The 16,266-nt window shown below is 65.2% G+C and carries 23 protein-coding genes and 1 tRNA gene; 13 read left to right on the top strand and 11 right to left on the bottom strand.

Annotated features, from left to right (window positions below; all coding sequences use genetic code 11):
- Window positions 1-54 precede the first annotated feature (54 nt).
- Window positions 55-351: a hypothetical protein gene (locus tag N2K98_RS15465; RefSeq protein WP_370646353.1), complete on the bottom strand. Its 297-nt coding sequence runs from the start codon at window positions 349-351 to the stop codon at window positions 55-57.
- Window positions 352-403: 52 nt separating this feature from the next.
- Window positions 404-898: a hypothetical protein gene (locus N2K98_RS15470; RefSeq protein WP_255864743.1), complete on the bottom strand. Its 495-nt coding sequence runs from the start codon at window positions 896-898 to the stop codon at window positions 404-406.
- A gap of 114 nt (window positions 899-1,012) precedes the next feature.
- On the opposite strand from N2K98_RS15470, the gene N2K98_RS15475 reads away from it, so the two are divergent.
- The 8 genes from N2K98_RS15475 to N2K98_RS15510 all read left to right on the top strand — a co-directional run bounded on the left by N2K98_RS15475 (window position 1,013) and on the right by N2K98_RS15510 (window position 8,222).
- A complete protein-coding gene (locus tag N2K98_RS15475) occupies window positions 1,013-1,675 on the top strand; it encodes a nucleoside/nucleotide kinase family protein (protein WP_255864742.1) in 663 nt (220 codons plus the stop codon).
- Between the two features lie 105 nt (window positions 1,676-1,780).
- Window positions 1,781-2,701: an SMP-30/gluconolactonase/LRE family protein gene (locus N2K98_RS15480; RefSeq protein WP_255864741.1), complete on the top strand. Its 921-nt coding sequence runs from the start codon at window positions 1,781-1,783 to the stop codon at window positions 2,699-2,701.
- Window positions 2,702-3,345: 644 nt separating this feature from the next.
- Entirely contained in the window at window positions 3,346-4,812 is a 1,467-nt protein-coding gene (locus N2K98_RS15485; protein WP_255864740.1) for an amino acid permease, read from the top strand.
- Between the two features lie 121 nt (window positions 4,813-4,933).
- On the top strand, window positions 4,934-5,374 hold the full coding sequence (locus N2K98_RS15490) for a hypothetical protein (protein ID WP_255796620.1): 441 nt from the start codon (window positions 4,934-4,936) through the stop codon (window positions 5,372-5,374).
- 62 nt (window positions 5,375-5,436) lie between these two features.
- A complete protein-coding gene (locus N2K98_RS15495; protein ID WP_255864739.1) occupies window positions 5,437-5,733 on the top strand; it encodes a hypothetical protein in 297 nt (98 codons plus the stop codon).
- Between the two features lie 158 nt (window positions 5,734-5,891).
- Entirely contained in the window at window positions 5,892-6,254 is a 363-nt protein-coding gene (locus tag N2K98_RS15500; RefSeq protein ID WP_255864738.1) for a DUF1622 domain-containing protein, read from the top strand.
- A 61-nt stretch (window positions 6,255-6,315) separates the two neighbouring features.
- Complete coding sequence (locus tag N2K98_RS15505) at window positions 6,316-6,804, top strand: DUF5684 domain-containing protein (protein WP_255796617.1); 489 nt, start codon at window positions 6,316-6,318, stop codon at window positions 6,802-6,804.
- A gap of 161 nt (window positions 6,805-6,965) precedes the next feature.
- Window positions 6,966-8,222 (top strand): Nramp family divalent metal transporter, encoded by a 1,257-nt coding sequence (locus N2K98_RS15510; RefSeq protein ID WP_255864737.1) that lies wholly within the window; start codon window positions 6,966-6,968, stop codon window positions 8,220-8,222.
- A gap of 2 nt (window positions 8,223-8,224) precedes the next feature.
- Here N2K98_RS15510 and trxB read toward each other — a convergent pair whose 3' ends face one another.
- The gene (gene trxB / locus N2K98_RS15515) at window positions 8,225-9,202 is read right to left on the bottom strand and encodes a thioredoxin-disulfide reductase (protein WP_255796615.1); all 978 of its coding nucleotides are present in this window, start codon (window positions 9,200-9,202) and stop codon (window positions 8,225-8,227) included.
- A 106-nt stretch (window positions 9,203-9,308) separates the two neighbouring features.
- On the opposite strand from trxB, the gene N2K98_RS15520 reads away from it, so the two are divergent.
- Genes N2K98_RS15520 through N2K98_RS15530 form a run of 3 tightly spaced genes read left to right on the top strand, consistent with a single transcriptional unit; the run spans window position 9,309 to window position 10,873 of the window.
- Window positions 9,309-9,833: a GNAT family N-acetyltransferase gene (locus tag N2K98_RS15520; RefSeq protein WP_255864736.1), complete on the top strand. Its 525-nt coding sequence runs from the start codon at window positions 9,309-9,311 to the stop codon at window positions 9,831-9,833.
- 24 nt (window positions 9,834-9,857) lie between these two features.
- A complete protein-coding gene (locus N2K98_RS15525; protein WP_255864735.1) occupies window positions 9,858-10,319 on the top strand; it encodes a hypothetical protein in 462 nt (153 codons plus the stop codon).
- Window positions 10,316-10,873, top strand: coding sequence for a GNAT family N-acetyltransferase (locus tag N2K98_RS15530; protein ID WP_255796612.1), 558 nt, complete (start codon window positions 10,316-10,318; stop codon window positions 10,871-10,873). The genes N2K98_RS15525 and N2K98_RS15530 overlap by 4 nt, the downstream gene beginning before the upstream one ends.
- 3 nt (window positions 10,874-10,876) lie before the next feature.
- On the opposite strand, the gene N2K98_RS15535 is transcribed toward N2K98_RS15530, so the two are convergent.
- From N2K98_RS15535 to N2K98_RS15560, 6 genes are all read right to left on the bottom strand, one after another.
- The gene (locus N2K98_RS15535; RefSeq protein WP_255864734.1) at window positions 10,877-11,752 is read right to left on the bottom strand and encodes an ABC transporter permease; all 876 of its coding nucleotides are present in this window, start codon (window positions 11,750-11,752) and stop codon (window positions 10,877-10,879) included.
- Entirely contained in the window at window positions 11,749-12,669 is a 921-nt protein-coding gene (locus tag N2K98_RS15540) for an ABC transporter ATP-binding protein (RefSeq protein WP_255864732.1), read from the bottom strand. Before N2K98_RS15540 ends, N2K98_RS15535 begins: the two co-directional genes overlap by 4 nt.
- A 33-nt stretch (window positions 12,670-12,702) precedes the next feature.
- Window positions 12,703-13,248 carry a GNAT family N-acetyltransferase gene (locus N2K98_RS15545; RefSeq protein ID WP_255864730.1) on the bottom strand — a complete coding sequence of 182 codons (546 nt, stop codon included), beginning with the start codon at window positions 13,246-13,248 and terminating at the stop codon, window positions 12,703-12,705.
- A 24-nt stretch (window positions 13,249-13,272) separates the two neighbouring features.
- Window positions 13,273-13,449 (bottom strand): hypothetical protein, encoded by a 177-nt coding sequence (locus N2K98_RS15550; RefSeq protein WP_255864729.1) that lies wholly within the window; start codon window positions 13,447-13,449, stop codon window positions 13,273-13,275.
- Window positions 13,450-13,949: 500 nt separating this feature from the next.
- Complete coding sequence (locus N2K98_RS15555) at window positions 13,950-14,240, bottom strand: hypothetical protein (protein WP_255864728.1); 291 nt, start codon at window positions 14,238-14,240, stop codon at window positions 13,950-13,952.
- A gap of 93 nt (window positions 14,241-14,333) precedes the next feature.
- Window positions 14,334-14,406 (bottom strand) — tRNA-Ala (locus N2K98_RS15560).
- A 209-nt stretch (window positions 14,407-14,615) separates the two neighbouring features.
- Here N2K98_RS15560 and N2K98_RS15565 point away from each other — a divergent pair.
- Entirely contained in the window at window positions 14,616-15,023 is a 408-nt protein-coding gene (locus N2K98_RS15565) for a four-helix bundle copper-binding protein (RefSeq protein ID WP_255864727.1), read from the top strand.
- 8 nt (window positions 15,024-15,031) lie between these two features.
- On the opposite strand, the gene N2K98_RS15570 is transcribed toward N2K98_RS15565, so the two are convergent.
- Both N2K98_RS15570 and N2K98_RS15575 read right to left on the bottom strand, forming a co-directional pair.
- Window positions 15,032-15,301 carry a hypothetical protein gene (locus N2K98_RS15570; protein WP_260553746.1) on the bottom strand — a complete coding sequence of 90 codons (270 nt, stop codon included), beginning with the start codon at window positions 15,299-15,301 and terminating at the stop codon, window positions 15,032-15,034.
- 5 nt (window positions 15,302-15,306) lie between these two features.
- Window positions 15,307-15,825 carry a mycothiol transferase gene (locus N2K98_RS15575; protein ID WP_255796604.1) on the bottom strand — a complete coding sequence of 173 codons (519 nt, stop codon included), beginning with the start codon at window positions 15,823-15,825 and terminating at the stop codon, window positions 15,307-15,309.
- A gap of 147 nt (window positions 15,826-15,972) precedes the next feature.
- On the opposite strand from N2K98_RS15575, the gene N2K98_RS15580 reads away from it, so the two are divergent.
- Window positions 15,973-16,197, top strand: coding sequence for a hypothetical protein (locus N2K98_RS15580; RefSeq protein ID WP_255796603.1), 225 nt, complete (start codon window positions 15,973-15,975; stop codon window positions 16,195-16,197).
- The last annotated feature ends 69 nt before the right edge of the window (window positions 16,198-16,266 follow it).

Here is a 16,266-nt window from a genome sequence, read left to right on the forward strand (position 1 = left end):
GCCGCACCTTTTGATGCGCCCCGGGATGTTGGGAGCCGCGGGCCGGCCGGGCTGCTAGCGGCGTCGGCCGAAAACCAGCGAGGCCGCGGCCACGGCACCCGTGACTGTGTAAACGGCAGGCCAGGCGCCCATCTTCTTGGCCAGCGGATGGGACAGGCCGAAGGCGGCCACGTAGCCCGCGGTCAGTGCCGCGGCGGTGCCCGTTCCGGCGTCGCGCTTCCAGAGGGCAAATGCACCGGCACCGGCGGCGGCGAGCACGGCCCCGCCCAGCTGGCGGTTACCGGTGGAGCGGGCGGTCTGGTAGCCGCCGATCAGGCCGGCGGTGGTGATCAAAGGGGTCAGCAGGGACAAGGTTTTCTCCTCGAAATAGGCAACACCCCCAGCTTATGCCGGAGCCCCAGCGTCAGTGGCTCGTGGTCCCCTGCCGGGATTCCAGAACCGGGGCAATCCAGGCGTCGGCCACCAGCCCCGTTGCCCAGGCGTACACCGCCTTGTGGCCGACATCCACCACCGTTTCCTGCAGCGGCCAGGACGTCGGGGGAGCTCCGATGCCGGTGGCGTTTTCCAAGGTCTGGTCGGTGGCCAGCCGCACCACGCTGAAGGTGGTGTTGGCCACCGGGCCGCGGATCCCCGTGACGGACCAGACCCCGCGCAGCGCCCCCAGCACCGCACCGGTCCCCCAGTGCATGGCATGGTTCCAGTGCGGCGGCTGGGCGTCCGGTGCCGGATGCCGGCCCAGCAGGCTCAGCAGGGTGCGGGCGGGGACATAGGAGTTGGGGCGGTGGGTCAGCGCCTGCTCCAGCTTCTCCCCGGCGGTCATTACGGCCACGCCGGCAAGACCTGCCACGGCTCCCTGTCCGGCGGCTATTGCGAGCATGCGTCCACGGGAAGGTGCCACGTCTGCCTCCTGGTTCCTGGTGTCCCCGCACCGTACGGTTTGGCCGCCTGATCCTGCAACCCCCAGCAGCCGTAGACTGGTGCTCGCCAATAACGGCGGCACGAACGGAGGACCGTGGCAGATTCCCGACCCTTACTCACGGAGCTGGAAAACCGGATCTCCGCGCTGGCCTCGGCTTCCGCTGGAACCGTGTTCATCGGCGTCGCCGGTGCCCCCGGGGCAGGAAAGACCACCCTGGTGGAGTCACTGGTCCGCGAGCTGAACGGCGCCGTCGACGACGTCGAGTCGCAGAGCTTTGCCCACGTTCCCATGGACGGCTTCCACCTCTCCGACCGGGAGCTGGCCCGTCTCGGGCTGCTGGCGCGCAAGGGCGCCCCGGAAACCTTCGATGCCTACGGTTATGCCGCGCTCCTGGAACGCCTCCGGCTGCCGCGGACCGCCGTGGTCTACGCGCCCGGTTTCGAACGGACGCTGGAACAGCCGCTGGCCGGCGACATTCCGGTGTTTCCGGCCGCGAAGGTGATCCTGACGGAGGGAAACTATCTGCTGCTGGACCGGCCGGAATGGCAGGAGGTCCGGTCCCGGTGCACCGAGGTCTGGTACTGCGAGCCCGACGAAGGGCTGCGCACGGAGCGCCTGGTGGAGCGGCATATCCGGTTCGGCAAGGCAGCGGAGGAAGCCGCCGCCTGGGTGCGGAACGTAGACGGCCCCAATGCTCGTCTGGTCCAGGCGTCCAAAGCCCGCGCCGACTTCGTAATCCGCCCGGCCTGGACGTGACGGGGGGGGCAGCCTTTGGGCCGCCGCCCATGCCTCGCGTATAAAAGGACGCAGACCACCCGCGTGAAAAGCAGGCCCGGCGGGCCTTGAGAAGGAGATAACGCAATGGACGCACGCCCCTCGACACTGCTGGAAGACGGAGCCTCGCTGGAGCAGGTGGGTACGGGCGCGGTTTGGGCGGAGGGTCCCACGTGGGTCCCGGAGCGTAACGCGGTGCGCTACAGCGACGTTCGGTCCAACCGGATCCTGGAGTACAGCGAAACCACCGGCGAGCTGAGCGTCTACGGCTCCGACATCGAGTTCACCAACGGCCGTGCGCTGGACCCGGACGGGTCCGTGGTGCAGTGCTCGCACGGGCGCCGGGCCATTGAACGGGACCGCAACGGCACCGTCGAAACCCTGGTGGACCGCTTCGGCGAGGTCCGCTTCAACTCGCCCAACGACGTCGTCGTGAAGTCCGACGGCACCATCTGGTTTTCGGATCCCTCCTACGGCATCGACAACCCGGCCGAGGGCCACCCCGGCGAACTGGAGTACGGGGACCGGTACGTGTTCCGCTTCGATCCGGCCAGCGGGGAACTCACCGCGGTGATCACCGACATCATGGCCCCCAACGGGCTGGCGTTCTCCCCGGATGAATCCGTCCTCTACGTTTCCGACACCGCGGAAGAGGCCGTCTCTCCCTACGGTCCGGCTCAGTCTGAAGGCAATCCGATCCGTGCCTACGACGTCGTCGAGGGCCGGCAGGCGAAGAACGGCCGGGTGTTCGTGCGCGTCGCCCCGGGTGTGCCGGACGGGTTCCGGGTGGATACGGACGGGAACATCTGGTCCTCCGGCGGCGACGGCGTACGGGTGTTTTCACCGGCCGGCGAGCTGCTCGAACACATCCCCGTGCCCGAGACCGTCAGCAACGTCTGCTTCGGCGGGCAGGACGGCCGGACGCTGTACATGACGGCAACCACCAGCCTGTACCGGATCCGCACTACGGCGAGCGACGCCGCGGCGGCCCTGCGGTCGAAGCGGTAGTTACGCCGTTTTGCCGCACAGGATCCCACCGTTGGGCGCTCGTGTGACAGGTGGGACAGCAGGAGGCAACACAGGCACCACCCGCTGGGACGCCGTGCTGGAATCCCTGCCTGGTGACCCGCCCTGCCGCACAGGGTCCCACCGTTTGGTGCTTCTGTGACAGGTGGGACAGCAGGAGGCAACACAGGCACCACCCGCTGGGAGGCCGTGCTGGGATCCCGGCCTGGTGACCCGCCCCCGCCGCACAGGGTCCCACGGTTTGGTGCTCCTGTGACAGGTGGGGCAGCAGGAGGCAACACGGGCACCACCCAATGGGACGCCGTGCTTGGAATCCCGGCCTGGTGACCCGCCCCGCCGCACAGGGTCCCACGTTTTGGTGCTCCTGTGACAGGTGGGACAGCAGGAGGCAACACAGGCACCACCCGCTGGGACGCTCTGCGGACTCTCGACCCCGCCCTCCGCCGGAACACAGAAAGGGCACCGGCCGCGGCAGCCCTACGGTCGAAGCTCTGAGGCGTTCGGCGCACCGCCGGAAAAGTAGGCGGCGGGGGTACCCCGCCGTCGGATGAAGGTCCATACTTCTGCCGTAGCTGAAGCCGTAGACCTTGATTCCGGCGGCCCGCCGGGTACGGATGGGAGCAGACATGTCCACAGTCGCCGGAAGCGGCGGTTCCGTCCTCCGCCGCAAGCCCATTGAGGAAATCGACGAGGAGAAAACGGGCAACAAGCTGTTCAAGAGCCTTGGCCTCTGGCAGCTGACAGCCATCGGCGTGGGCGGCATCATCGGCATCGGCATCTTCACCCTCGCCGGCCTGGTGGCCAACGGCGGTGCCGATGCCTCTCCCGTGGGGCCGGCCGTGTTGATCTCCTTCCTGGTTGCCGGCCTGGCCAGCGCCGCGGCGGCCCTGTCCTACGCCGAGTTCGCCGGAATGGTGCCCCGCGCCGGTTCCGCCTACACCTACGGTTACGTGGCGCTGGGCGAACTGATCGGATGGTTCATCGGCTGGGACCTGCTGCTGGAATACACCGCGATCGTGGCAGTGGTGGCCATCGGCATCTCCGGCTACTTCACCGAGTTCCTCGCCGGTTTCGGCATCGACATGCCCGTCTGGATGCAGGGGACCGGGGACACGGTGGAGGGCGGGCTGATCAACCTGCCCGCCGCCGTCGTCTGCCTGTTCATTACCTGGATCCTGAGCCGGGGCACCAAAACCTTCGGACGCTTTGAACTGGTGGCCGTGGGCCTGAAAGTCCTGCTGATCTTGTTCATCGTGGGGTTGGGGTTCTTCTACGTCAACACGGACAACTACACGCCGTTCCTGCCCAGCGGTTTCGGGGCGGTCTTCACCGGCGCTGCCACCGTCTTCTTCGCCGTTTTCGGCTACGACGCCATGAGCACCGCCGCCGAGGAAGCCACGGACGGCAAGAAACACATGCCCAAAGCCATCCTGCTCTCCCTGGCCGTTGCCATGGTCCTGTACATCCTCGCCACGTTGGTACTGACCGGAATGCAGAATTACCGGGACATCAGCCCCACGGCCGGTTTCGCCTCCGCGTTCCAATCCGTCGGGCTGCCCGTCATTGCCACCGTCATTTCAGCCTTCGCCGTGCTGTCCATCCTTACCGTGATGCTGACGTTCCTGCTCGGCGTGACCCGGGTGTGGTTCTCCATGAGCCGGGACGGGCTGCTGCCGGGCTGGTTCTCCGGAACGGACAAGCGGGGCACGCCGCAGCGGGTGACTTGGATCGCCGGCGGGGCCTCCGCTTTACTGGCCGGCTTCTTCCCCATTCGCGCCGTGGCGGATCTGACCAACATCGGCATCCTCGCCGCGTTCGTGGTGGTTTGCGTGGCAGTGATTGTGCTGCGCTACCGTCAGCCCGACGCCCCGCGGGAATTCCGGCTCCCGCTGATGCCGTGGGTACCGGCGTTCGGCGTACTGGCCTCGGGGTTCCTGATGCTGCAGCTCCACTGGGAAACCTGGCTGCGCTTCGGTATTTGGCTGGTCATCGGGATGCTGGTTTACGCGTTCTACGGGTATCGGCATTCCCTGCTGAATCCAAACAGCCCGCGGCATCGGAGCCTCAGGGGAAATCCCCTGCCGGAAAACTGACTATTAGAGTCGTCAACACAGAACAAAACGCGGCATCCTGCCTTCCGATTCAACAAATAGCGGCTATTATCTGCCTTACGGGTTCCGTAGAAATGGACCCTCAGTTGGGGAGAATAACCGAATGGGCAGTCAGTCTCAGGCCACGCCTTCTGCACCGAGGCGGTCCACCATGCTTTTCCGGCGTGCCCGCAGCGGTCTCGTACTGATTGCCCTTTTCTGGCTATGGATGCTTTTCGGTGCCGCGGACTTTGTGGCAGCTCTTTTCGGTTCACCCATACATGCTGCTCTTGCTGTGTTTGCCCTTGGCGCACTCACGCTTATTTCACTGCTTTTCCTCCCGATCTGTATTGCGTACCTCGTACTCAACCGGCCGAAGGTGCACGCCGCACCGTCTGTTGCACCGCAGGCCGGCGAGGCACAAGGCAATGGCCTGGCTCCCGTGATCCGGATGATGCCCCGCCGTGCCGCCGTCCACGGTGCCGCCCTGACCAGCCGGGCCGCAGTCCGTGGCGCTGCCCTCACCAGCCGTGCCGCAGCCAAATGGCGGGACCGCGCTTCCTAGCCCGCACCGGCAGGGCAGGCCCTTAGGCAGGAATGTCAGAGGCGGTTGCCATTGTGGAGGTCATGACTTCCTTACTGGGCACCCGGATGCCCTCCGCCCCTGCCGGCCCTGTCACCCACGCGCACTACCGCCGGGAACCCTACGTCCGCTGCCGGACCGGAAACGGGACCGTTGACGGAAAGGCCGTGGCCTGGACGCGCACCGAGGTCCTCCTGCACTGGATTGACGACGACGGCCAGGCCCATAACCGGTGGACGCCGGCTTCCACTGTTCGACGGATTGCCCGGGACGATTCCGCCTGGCGCGACCCTTATGACGACTTCCGGTTCTACTACCAGTCCTCCCCCGCCGCCGCCTGACCCGCCCCGGATTCCGCCCGGATTCGACTGGAGGCAGCACTACAACTGCCGATGCACCCTTGACCCCTTCACCGCAGGAGGGGACTGATAGAAGGGTGCGGCAGAACCGCGGCACGCGGAACCTTGTTCCGGCGGTGTTTGGGGCAGGACGTTGACGCATGGACTTTCAACATTTGATCGAATCCGTAGGGGAACTGATGGACCTGGCGGGCGTAGCCGCCATCGTCCTGGGTGCCGTGGCCGCCACCATCGCCGCCGCCGCCGCTGCGATGCGCCGACGCGGCCCGGTCTATGAGGAATACCGGCAGCGGCTCGGACGAAGCATTCTGCTCGGACTGGAATTATTGGTAGCTGCGGACATTATCCGCACTGTGGCCGTTACGCCTACCTTCGAGTCGGTGGGAATACTTGCCATAATCGTGCTTATCCGCACGTTTTTAAGTTATTCACTGCAACTGGAAGTCACCGGATCGCTGCCGTGGAAGCGTCCGGCGGGAGAGCTTAAGAGTAAGAACGAATAACGGTTCAGTAAACACGACCTCGGGCCTTGACATAGGTGCTCCACCCAATATCGTTCTCGGCATGATCAATTCAGTCTCGAGCCTTCCATTTGTCATTTCTGCATCCGAATTCACTACTACCACCCCCGACCCGGCCATGACAGCCGGCGCCGTCGTTGGCGGGCTCATTGCTGTCCTTATCGGCTTCGTTATTGGCGGCCTTTCCATGATGGGCATGTTCAAGAAGGCCGGCCGCAAGACCTGGGAAGCGTTCATTCCCGTCTACTCCACGGTGGTGCTGCTCCGCATCGCCGGCATGTCCGCCTGGTGGATCCTGCTGGCCCTGGTGCCGTTCGCGAGCTTCGTTCTTATTATTTTCCTGGCCATCAACCTTGCCAAGGTCTTCGGCCAGAGCGCCCTCATTGCCGTACTGATCGCCCTTTTCGGCTTGGTGATGTACTTCTACCTCTCCTACAGCTCCGCCCGGTACTTCGGCCCGCAGGCCAGCAAGGGCCCCTTCGGCCTGGCCGAGAACCCGCACCAGCCTGCCTACACGCCGGCCGGACGCTAACCACACCCCAACCGTACAAGGCGCGCATCCCCTGGGGATGCGCGCCTTTTCTTTGTCCCGTCCGCAGGCAGCCAGCGGACGGTACACGGGATTCCACCCCTGCGAAGGCGTACCCCGAAGAATTGTTAGGCATGCCGAACTTAAGGTGTTAGGTTGCTGTCATGGCCCGTACCGTCCAGCTACCCGATACCCCGAGCCCAGCAACGCGTCCCCGCCACATCCTGTGGCTGCTTGGCCCCGCGCTGGTTGCCGGGGTTGCCTACCTGGATCCGGGCAACGTTGCCAGCAACATGACCGCGGGGGCGAAGTTTGGCTACCTGCTGGTCTGGGTGGTGGTGACCGGCAACGTGATGGCGTGGCTGATCCAGTACCTGTCCGCCAAGCTGGGTCTGGTCACCGGCCGCAGCCTGCCCGAACTGCTCGGCGAACGCATCGGACTCAAACCTGCCCGGCGGCTGTACTGGCTGCAGGCTGAACTCGTGGCGATGGCCACTGATGTCGCGGAGGTGATCGGCGGCGCCGTCGCACTCTGGCTGCTCTTTGATCTTCCGCTGTTCCTGGGCGGAGTCATTACCGGCGGTATCTCCATGGTGGTGCTGCAGCTGCAGAACAGCGGCCGGCACCGGAGCTTCGAATACGTGATCGTCACGCTGATGCTGGTGATCGCCGTCGGCTTCACGGCCGGCGTCTTCCTCAACCCGCCCGACGGCGGCTCCGTGGTCGAAGGCCTGGTGCCGCGTTTCGAAGGCAGCGAATCGGTGCTGCTGGCAGCATCGATCCTGGGTGCCACCGTGATGCCGCACGCCATTTATGCGCACTCCGCCCTGACCCGGGACCGCTTCCCCGGACGCACTGCCTCACTCACCACCACCCGCCTGATCAAGGCCACCAAGTGGGACGTGACCATTGCCCTGGCCGTGGCGGGCTCGGTGAACCTGGCCATCCTGCTGCTCGCGGCCGGGTCGCTGCAGGGCGTGGAAGGGACGGATACCCTCGAGGGTGCCCATGCCGCCATTGCCGCCTCGCTGGGCGGGGTGGTGGCCACCATGTTCGCTGTCGGACTGCTCGCGTCCGGCCTGGCCTCGACGTCGGTGGGCGCGTATGCGGGTGCCGAAATCATGCAGGGCCTGCTGAAGGTGCGCATCCCCATGCTGCTGCGCCGCCTGATTACCCTGATCCCCGCGCTGGCGATCCTCGCCGTCGGCATCGATCCCACCTGGGCGCTGATCCTCAGCCAGGTCATCCTTTCATTCGGCATTCCGTTTGCCTTGATTCCGTTGGTCTGGCTGACCGCGCAGCGGGACCTGATGGGGAGCCACCGCAACCATTGGTGGACCACGGGCCTGGGCGTGCTGGTTTCGGTGCTGCTGGTCGGGTTGAACATCACCCTGCTGGTGCTGACCTTCACCGGCGCCTGACGCTAGCCTTTCAGCGACCCCTCCACCAGCGCGGTGGCGATGCTGTCGGCATCCGCCTGCGCTGCGAGATACCGCTCGGCGTCCAGCGCAGCGGAGCAGCCGGTGCCCGCAGCGGTGATCGCCTGCCGGTAGCGGTGGTCTACGGCGTCGCCGCACGCGAAGACCCCGTCCAGGTTGGTCTGGGTGCTCGGAGCCGCGACCCTGATGTACCCGTCCGGATCCAGGTCCACCTGTCCCGCAAGGAGATCGGTACGCGGGGCGTGCCCAATGGCGACGAAAATCCCCTGCGTCGGCAGTTTCCTCGTTGCGCCGGTGACGGTGTCCGTAAGGGTCATGCCCGTGACCTTGTCCGTGCCGTGGATGGCAGTGACCTCGCTGTTGAACTCAAAGCGGATCTTCGCGTGGTCCCGGGCCCGCTGGGCCATGATGCGGGAGGCGCGCAGGGTCTCCCGGCGTACGACGACGGTTACCGACGCCGCGAAGCGGGTCAGGAACAGCGCTTCCTCCATGGCTGAATCCCCGCCGCCGACCACCACGATGTCCTGGTCGCGGAAGAAAAAGCCGTCGCAGGTGGCGCACCAGGAAATACCCCGGCCGTTGAGCTGTTTTTCCTCCGGCAGCCCCAGTTCCTTGTAGACCGAGCCGGTGGCGAGGATGACGCTGCGGGCCTTGTAGGTTTTCCCGCCGCCTGTGGCCACCCGCTTGGTGTGGGCGCCCAGCTCCACCGACACGGCGTCGTCGTACTCCACCAGGGCACCGAATTTCTCCGCCTGCCTGCGCAGGTTCTCCATCAGGTCCGGCCCCAGGATGCCGTCGGGGAAACCCGGAAAATTCTCCACTTCCGTGGTGTTCATCAGGGCACCGCCGGCGGTGACGGAGCCCGCGAGGATGCGGGGTTGCAATCCGGCCCGGGCGGCGTACACCCCTGCCGTGTAGCCAGCCGGACCTGACCCGATGATCAGGACGGAATCTGTACCCATCTGCTCTTCCCTTCGCTGCAGCGGTCCTTCAAGTCTGTCGGGGAGCAGGCTAGGGTCGGTAGCCCGGGCGCGCTAAGCGGGGCCGGAACCGGCAAAGGAGCCAGTAGTGGCAGCGGCACTTAAACCCATTGAACTGATCCAGCTTCCCCGCGGCGTGATTGATGCGCTTGCCGCCGGAGACCTGCCCGGCGCCAACCGGCAGGCGCCCCTGGAGCTTACTGAGCATTTTTCCCAGGACCGGCAGCCGCTGTGGCGTATCCGGAGTGCGCAGCTAGAAGAGAATCCCGGGGACGCGGCATGGATTACCCGGGCCATCTTTGACCCCGGACTGGGCCGGGCGGTAGGCCTGGCCGGGTTCCACGGTCCTCCGGACGACAATGGCATGGTGGAAGTCGGGTACTCGGTGGACCCGGTCTACCGGCGTCAGGGCTACGCCCGTGCCGCCCTGGAGGCGCTGCTTGCCGTGGCTGCAGAGGAACCCTCGATCCGCACCGTCCGTGCCACCATCAGCCCGGACAACGGCGCTTCCCGGCGGCTGGTGGAACAGTACGGGTTCGTGGCCACGGGTGAGCAATGGGATGACGAGGACGGGCTGGAGATCGTTTATGAAGTCCCGGCGGGAGGCAACTGACGCCGGTCCGCTAGGATCGCTCGAATGACAACCTGGACAGAGATCACGGCCGCCGTCACGGTGGCCCTGGGCGGAGACAAAACCGCCGGACAGCAGGCGTTGCTGGCGTGCTGGGAGGAAACGGTTCCGGACGAGCACGCCTATCGATGTGTCCTGGCACACTACCTCGCGGACACGGAAACGGACCTCGATGCGGAGATTTCGTGGGACGAGGCGGCGCTGGCGGAACATGCCGGGGTCAGCGACAAAGACCTTGCACCGTTGGGCATCCCCTCGGCGGGAGGTTTCGCTCCATCGCTGCATTTGAACCTCGGGGACGGCTATCTGCGCCGCGGCGAGCCCGGGCGGGCACGCGGCCACCTGGAACAGGGCCTGGCCCGCGCCGAAGAGCTCGGCAGCGAAGGCTACGGCGCCATGATCCGCTCCGGCCTGCAGAACCTGGGCACCCGCATCGAAGCCGCTGCCGACGCCGGGACGGCCCGGTGATTGCCGGGAACCTCTTCGCTCAGCAGTCCACGCTCACCACGGACCGCCTGCGACTCGAGCCGCTGGGACCGGAGCACTTCGACGGCATGTGGGCGGCATTGCAGGATCCGGAGGGACGCAGGCTGACCGGCACCCACGCGGTTTTTGCTCCGGAGCAGATCCGGAGCTGGCTGCAGACCCGTGCCGGTGAAGTAGACCGGGCGGACTGGGCAATAATCCGGGCCGAGGACGGTGTATATCTGGGCGAGGTAGTGCTGAATGACCTGGACCCGGACAACGAGTCGATGGGCTTCCGCATCGCGTTGTCCTCCCCGAAGGTCTTCGGACAGGGCTACGGCACGGAAGCCACCCGCGCCGTGCTGAGCCATGCCTTTGACGACCTCGGACTGCACCGGATTGAACTGGAGGTCTTTGAGTTCAACCCGCGGGCGCAGCGTGTCTATGAAAAGTGCGGGTTCGTGGTGGAGGGCCGACGCCGGGAGGCACTGCACTGGGACGGGGAATGGACGGACGCGATCTCAATGGCCGTCCTCGCCGGCGACGCCAGGCCCTGACGCTCAGCGGATGCGGGAACGGATCCTCAGCGCCGCCAGCAGGACAAAGGCCACCATCATGGCAACCAGGACGAACACGACGTAGCCGGTGGGCACCGCCCAGTCCCCCACCGAGGCGGTGATGCCGAAAATGTCCTGCACCTGGGCCACGGCTTCGGGCTGGTCCGTCACGGCGTCCATGGGTCCGGCGGTCATTTCCTGGCGCACCACCATGGAGGCCTGCATAAAGGGCAGTGCGCTGACAAAGTTCTTCACTCCCTCGGGAAAAGCCCCCACCGGGATGTAGGACCCTGCGGCGAAGCCGAGGATGGTGCCTACCAGTGTGGACAGTGCCGCGAAAGAACCCGGGGTACGGACGAAAGTGACGATAAAGGCGCTCAGCGACCCGAAGGCGATACAGCTAAGCACCAGGTAACCGTAAGTGCGGGCCAGCTGGCCCGCTGTGAGCACCACGCCGTCCACCGCGGCCAGGTATCCCAGGCTCACGGCAAGTACGACTGTGGTCATGATCAGCGCGATCGCGACGGTTGAGAGCAGATACCCCAGGACCAACTTGCCGCGGCTGATCGGGGAAACCAGGAAGTCCCGGAAGCGCCCGGTGGCGGTGTCATCCACGATCACGTTCACGGCGGCGAGCCCTGTGGTGATTGCGGTGATGCCCACGATCCCGGCGAACATCCAGGCGTCCACAAAGCCCTTGATGTCCTCCTCGGCGGCCTGCGGAAACATTTCCGCCAGGCCTTCGGTCTGCTGGTTGCCCAGGAACAGGGTGTAGAGCAGGAACAGGACCAGGGCGCCGAGGAGGGAAAAGAACAGGTTGAGCCGGTCACGGAAGTACAGGCGTAGGTTCCGGCCGGTGATGTCCAGGACTACGTTCATGCTGCTTCCCCCTGCCGGCCGGTCAGGGCCAGGAAGACGTCGTCCATGGTCCCGTGGCGGAACTCGAAGTCCAGGACACTGTCGCCGTGCGCCGCGAGGAGGCGGCGGGCCGTGTCCGACCGGTCCACCCGCAGCCGCAGCACGTTACCGTCTACGGCGGCGACGTCGACCCCGGCGTCGCTGGCCAAAGATGCCAGTGCCTGCGGGTCGGCAGACGTGATGGAAAGGATGCTGCTGCTGTATTCGGCGCGCAGCGTAGTGGGCGTGCCGTCGGCAATGATCTGCCCCTTCTCAATCACGCAGACCCGGTCCGCTTCCTCGGTTTCCTCCATGTAATGGGTGGTCAGGAAAACGGTGAGGCCGTGATTTTCCCGCAGGTCGTGGATGGTGGACCAGACGAGGGCCCGGCTGGCCGGGTCCAGGCCGGCAGTGGGTTCGTCCAGGAAGATGATCGACGGCGAGTGCAGCAGTGCCCGGGCGATGTCCACCCGGCGTCGTTCTCCGCCGGAATAGGTGGCATAGCGCCGGTCGAGGAAGTCTCCCAGGCCGACCATCCGGCCCAGCTCATCAATGCGGGCATTGTTGGCCGCTTTGTCGGGTGAGTAGAACCGTGCGCGGGTTTGAAGGTTTTCCCGGCCGGTGAGGATCGGGTCCAGCATCGAATCCTGGAACACCACCCCGATGGCTTCGCGGACGCCGCCGCCGCTGCCGCGGACGTCGTGCCCCGCCACCTCGACAGTGCCGGCGTCAAACGGCAGGACAGTGGTCAGGCAGGAAATGGTGGTGGACTTCCCCGCGCCGTTGGCACCCAAAAAGGCGAAAACACTCCCCGGCTCCACGTCAAAGGACAAGTTGTCCACCGCCGCCACCCGGCCGAAGCGTTTGGTCAATCCCCGAACGGAGATTGCGGCATTCATAGTTCCCAATTGGCTCCCCTAGCTTTTGCGGTTCTATGCGTCCAGGAGCAGGTCGTTGAATTCCAGCGGAGTCACCGTGTTGTTTTCCCAGTCCGAGCGAAGTATCGCATAGGCGACGGAAGCGAGCCGGGACCCGTCCGCCGCCGGCCACGCCTGCCGGTAATGGGCTTCTTTGACGAAACCGGCGCGCAGGAACGTTTTGCGCATGGCAATGTTGTCTTCCCGTGTCTGGCCTTCGAACCGGACGATTTCCGGCAATTCGGTAAAGGCCAGCCGGCATAAGGCCCGAACCACCTCCACGCCCAGCCCGCGGCCGCGCTGGCTTTCCGCCAGGCGAAGGTCAAAGACAGGGTTGTCATCCTCAAGGTCCTCCAGGACCACCAGCCCGATGTCTTTGCCGCCGAGCTCCACCCAGTACCCCTGGGATTCCTTGCTCCAGAAGCGTCCCTCCGCCACCCGCTTGGTTGCCTGAAACTCGTCGGGCGCCGCATTCACATGGAAGGGGAACCGGTTTGAGGCCAGGAATGCCGTAACGGCAGCACCATCGGCGGGGGTCATCCTGCGGAAGGTGATGGTCATGCGGGAAGTGTAACGTGCAGGGTTTTAGAGCGCGCCGATCCGGTCCTGGCTTCCGGCCTGGGCGGACTTTTCCGCTTCTTCTTCGAGCCGGAGGCGCCAGCCGCGCGGGGGCGGCCAGGAGATACCCCACAACTCGAGCTGCTGTTTGGTAAAACCACCTGCGGGAGTACGTGCTGCTTCTATTTCTTCACGGGTCGGCATTGCCAAATCATGACACGCACTCCGCGTTATGTCACCGATAAGTCGGACATTTACGGCACCGTTTTTTCATCCTGCTATTGACGGGCCGAGGGAGTGCCGCTATTCCCCTGCAATCCGCGGATTTCCGGGAGTATTACGAACTAAAAGGGACTCCGGGTATCGCTAAAGAATTATATTAGGGACTTCCGGTACCGCTAATTCAGCGTTATGGATAGGTGGTCACCATAATCAATTGCCGGCCTTCCGGAACCTGCGCCTCGAATGCTTCCCGCGCTTCGAGGAATCCCTTCCCACTGGGTTTCCAATTCCCGGGTTTCGACAGGACGCATGATGCCAGTGACTTTCATACTTCCAGCCTCCGCGCGGCACGGGGCACCTGCCCGCATAAAGCATGTTGTGTCTAACACCCCTGATGGGATCGGGGCCATCTCTGGTCTCCCCCGGCTTGGCAACCGCCTACCTGTTCAACACCGAAAGCACTCGGTTACGGGGAAGTGGGGTTAGACCAGGGTTGCCGGCTCGTTGTGGGCGAGCTGATCCTGCACGACGGGACTTCCGGAGACGCCGCCCAGCGAGGAAACGAGGCGGTAAATGCCCGTGAGGAGCATCGAGACACCAGCGATGGCGATAGCCACGCCCAGATACAGGAACATCACGCTGTTCTGCGTATCGGAATAAGCACCGGATGACATCAGGACATCCATGGCCGAAAAGAGGATAAAGAGGGCACCGAGGAACAGAACCGCGCCACCCCACGAGATGAGCGCTGCACTCTGCTTGAAGTTGTTCATCCAGCAACTCTATCGCTCTCTCAGGGACGCCTCGTCCCGGAGAGGCATGGTCCCGACAAAGCAAAAACCCCCGGTTTCCCGGGGGTTTTCCTGTGGAGCTTAGGGGAATCGAACCCCTGACCTTTTCATTGCGAACGAAACGCTCTACCAACTGAGCTAAAGCCCCAAAACTGCACCGTCGGCGTCGAACCCGGACCGAAACGACCGGACAACCGACCCCGTTAGGCTACACCGATTCTAAACACGTGCTCCGGCCCGCACCAAACCCCCGGCACCCTAGGAATGCCTTGGGACCCTCGCTACCGTCGAGGAACCGGCACGGTTCGCCTGCGGAGAGCGGTCGGCGCAAAGCACACCGGAACCAAGGAGAATGCCATGGCCCTGATCACCGAAATGCTCGAAAACCATCCCGCTGCCGGCCCCCGCACTTCCGATCCCCGCCTCCTGGTCGAGTGCCTGCTGGCCTGTGGTGAATGTGCTCAGGTCTGCAATGCCTGCGCGGACGCCTGCCTGAGCGAGGAAATGGTGGGCGAGCTGGTCAGCTGCATCCGCACCGACCTGGACTGTGCCGAGATCTGTGCAACCACGTCCGCAGTGCTGTCCCGAACCGGTGCCGCGGGGCCGGCGAGCGCCAGCCTGCTGCATGCCTGCATTGCAGCCTGCGCCGCGTGTGCGGAGGAATGCCAGCAGCACGCCGCCATGCACCAGCACTGCCGGATCTGCGCGGAGGCCTGCCGCCGTTGCATCAACGCCTGCGAAAAACTGCTGACCTCACTGGGTTAGGGGTCTTGTCAGGCACGCCAGCGGCCAGTCTTGACCAAGTACGCCACCGTTTTCAGCGTCAGCTCCGGCTTCGCCGCGCGCAGGGCGGCGATTGCGGCAATCTGTGACCGGCCGTCCTCAGCCCGCGGATCCAGCCCTTTGGCCTTCAGTGTTTCGTTCGCCCACCGTCCCGCGGCGACCTGCGGATTCGCCGCACTGCCTCCGAAGGCTTCCTCGATCCGGACCCGGGGATCCACCCTGTCCCCGAAAATCCGTGCCCATCGAACAGACTGCACCACGCCAATTACCCCCTTGAATTCGCCAGCACCATTCCCCGAACATAAGCCGCCTGCCCCACGTGCTCAAGGCAGTCCGCCAACGTGCTCACCAGCCGGACGCCCAGCGTCACCGGCGGATCCCAGGCCCGGTCCACGATCCGGCCCAGGTCCTCTCCCGAAAGTCCCGAGACGAAGGCCTCGGTGCGGGAATGCACGTCGTCGTAATAGCCCAGCAGCAGCTCCGCCGAATGCACCTGGACCAGCGCCACCTGCTCGGAGGTATGCCCGTAGCCCGTGTCCTCCACCGCCAGCGGAAGGCCCACCCGTTTTGCCCAGCCGTCGGCGGTCCAGGCCTGTTCCTGCCCGGCAACCTCGGCGATCTGGTGGTCCTCCACCCGGCTCAGGTGCCAGATCAGCCAGGCAATGGAGTTTCCGTCCGGATAGGGGCGGTGGTTCAGTGCACCGGCGTCGAGATTGTTCACGGCCCTTCGGACTGCACCGGGGAGCCGTCCGAAGGCATCAACAAGAAGATCGCTTTCGTCCATCGCACTGGCTCCCTCTGGGTTGGCGGCAGGGTTTCGCCATCGTTTCACGCCGGTCCGGTGTCCGGGAAGAGTCCGTTTCCGGGCCGCAGCTCAAAAATCGGGCCTGGGCCGGTTCCATCCGCGGCGCGCAGTCCTAAAATGGCTCGCATGAGCTGGACAGATGAGCGTCCCGCATGGCTTCCACCCATTCCATCGCCACACCGCGGCCAGGCCCGGATTGTTCTGGGAATGATCCTGGTCTGCAGCACCATGCTGGCCAGCCTCGTGGTCGCTGCCTTCGGTGCCCTGCTGAGCATGTACATCCTTTGGCCGCTCGCGGGCGGGTTGCTGCTGCTGATGTCCGGGCTGCTCAGCCGCCGCCGCGGCGTGTAGCCGGGCGTGTAGCGCGGCGTCCGGCGGCTCCCGTCAGCGGCACGGCGGCTCCCGTCACGGCACGGCGGC

It is taken from the genome of Arthrobacter jinronghuae (genome assembly GCF_025244825.1).
Lineage (GTDB): Bacteria > Actinomycetota > Actinomycetes > Actinomycetales > Micrococcaceae > Arthrobacter_B > Arthrobacter_B jinronghuae.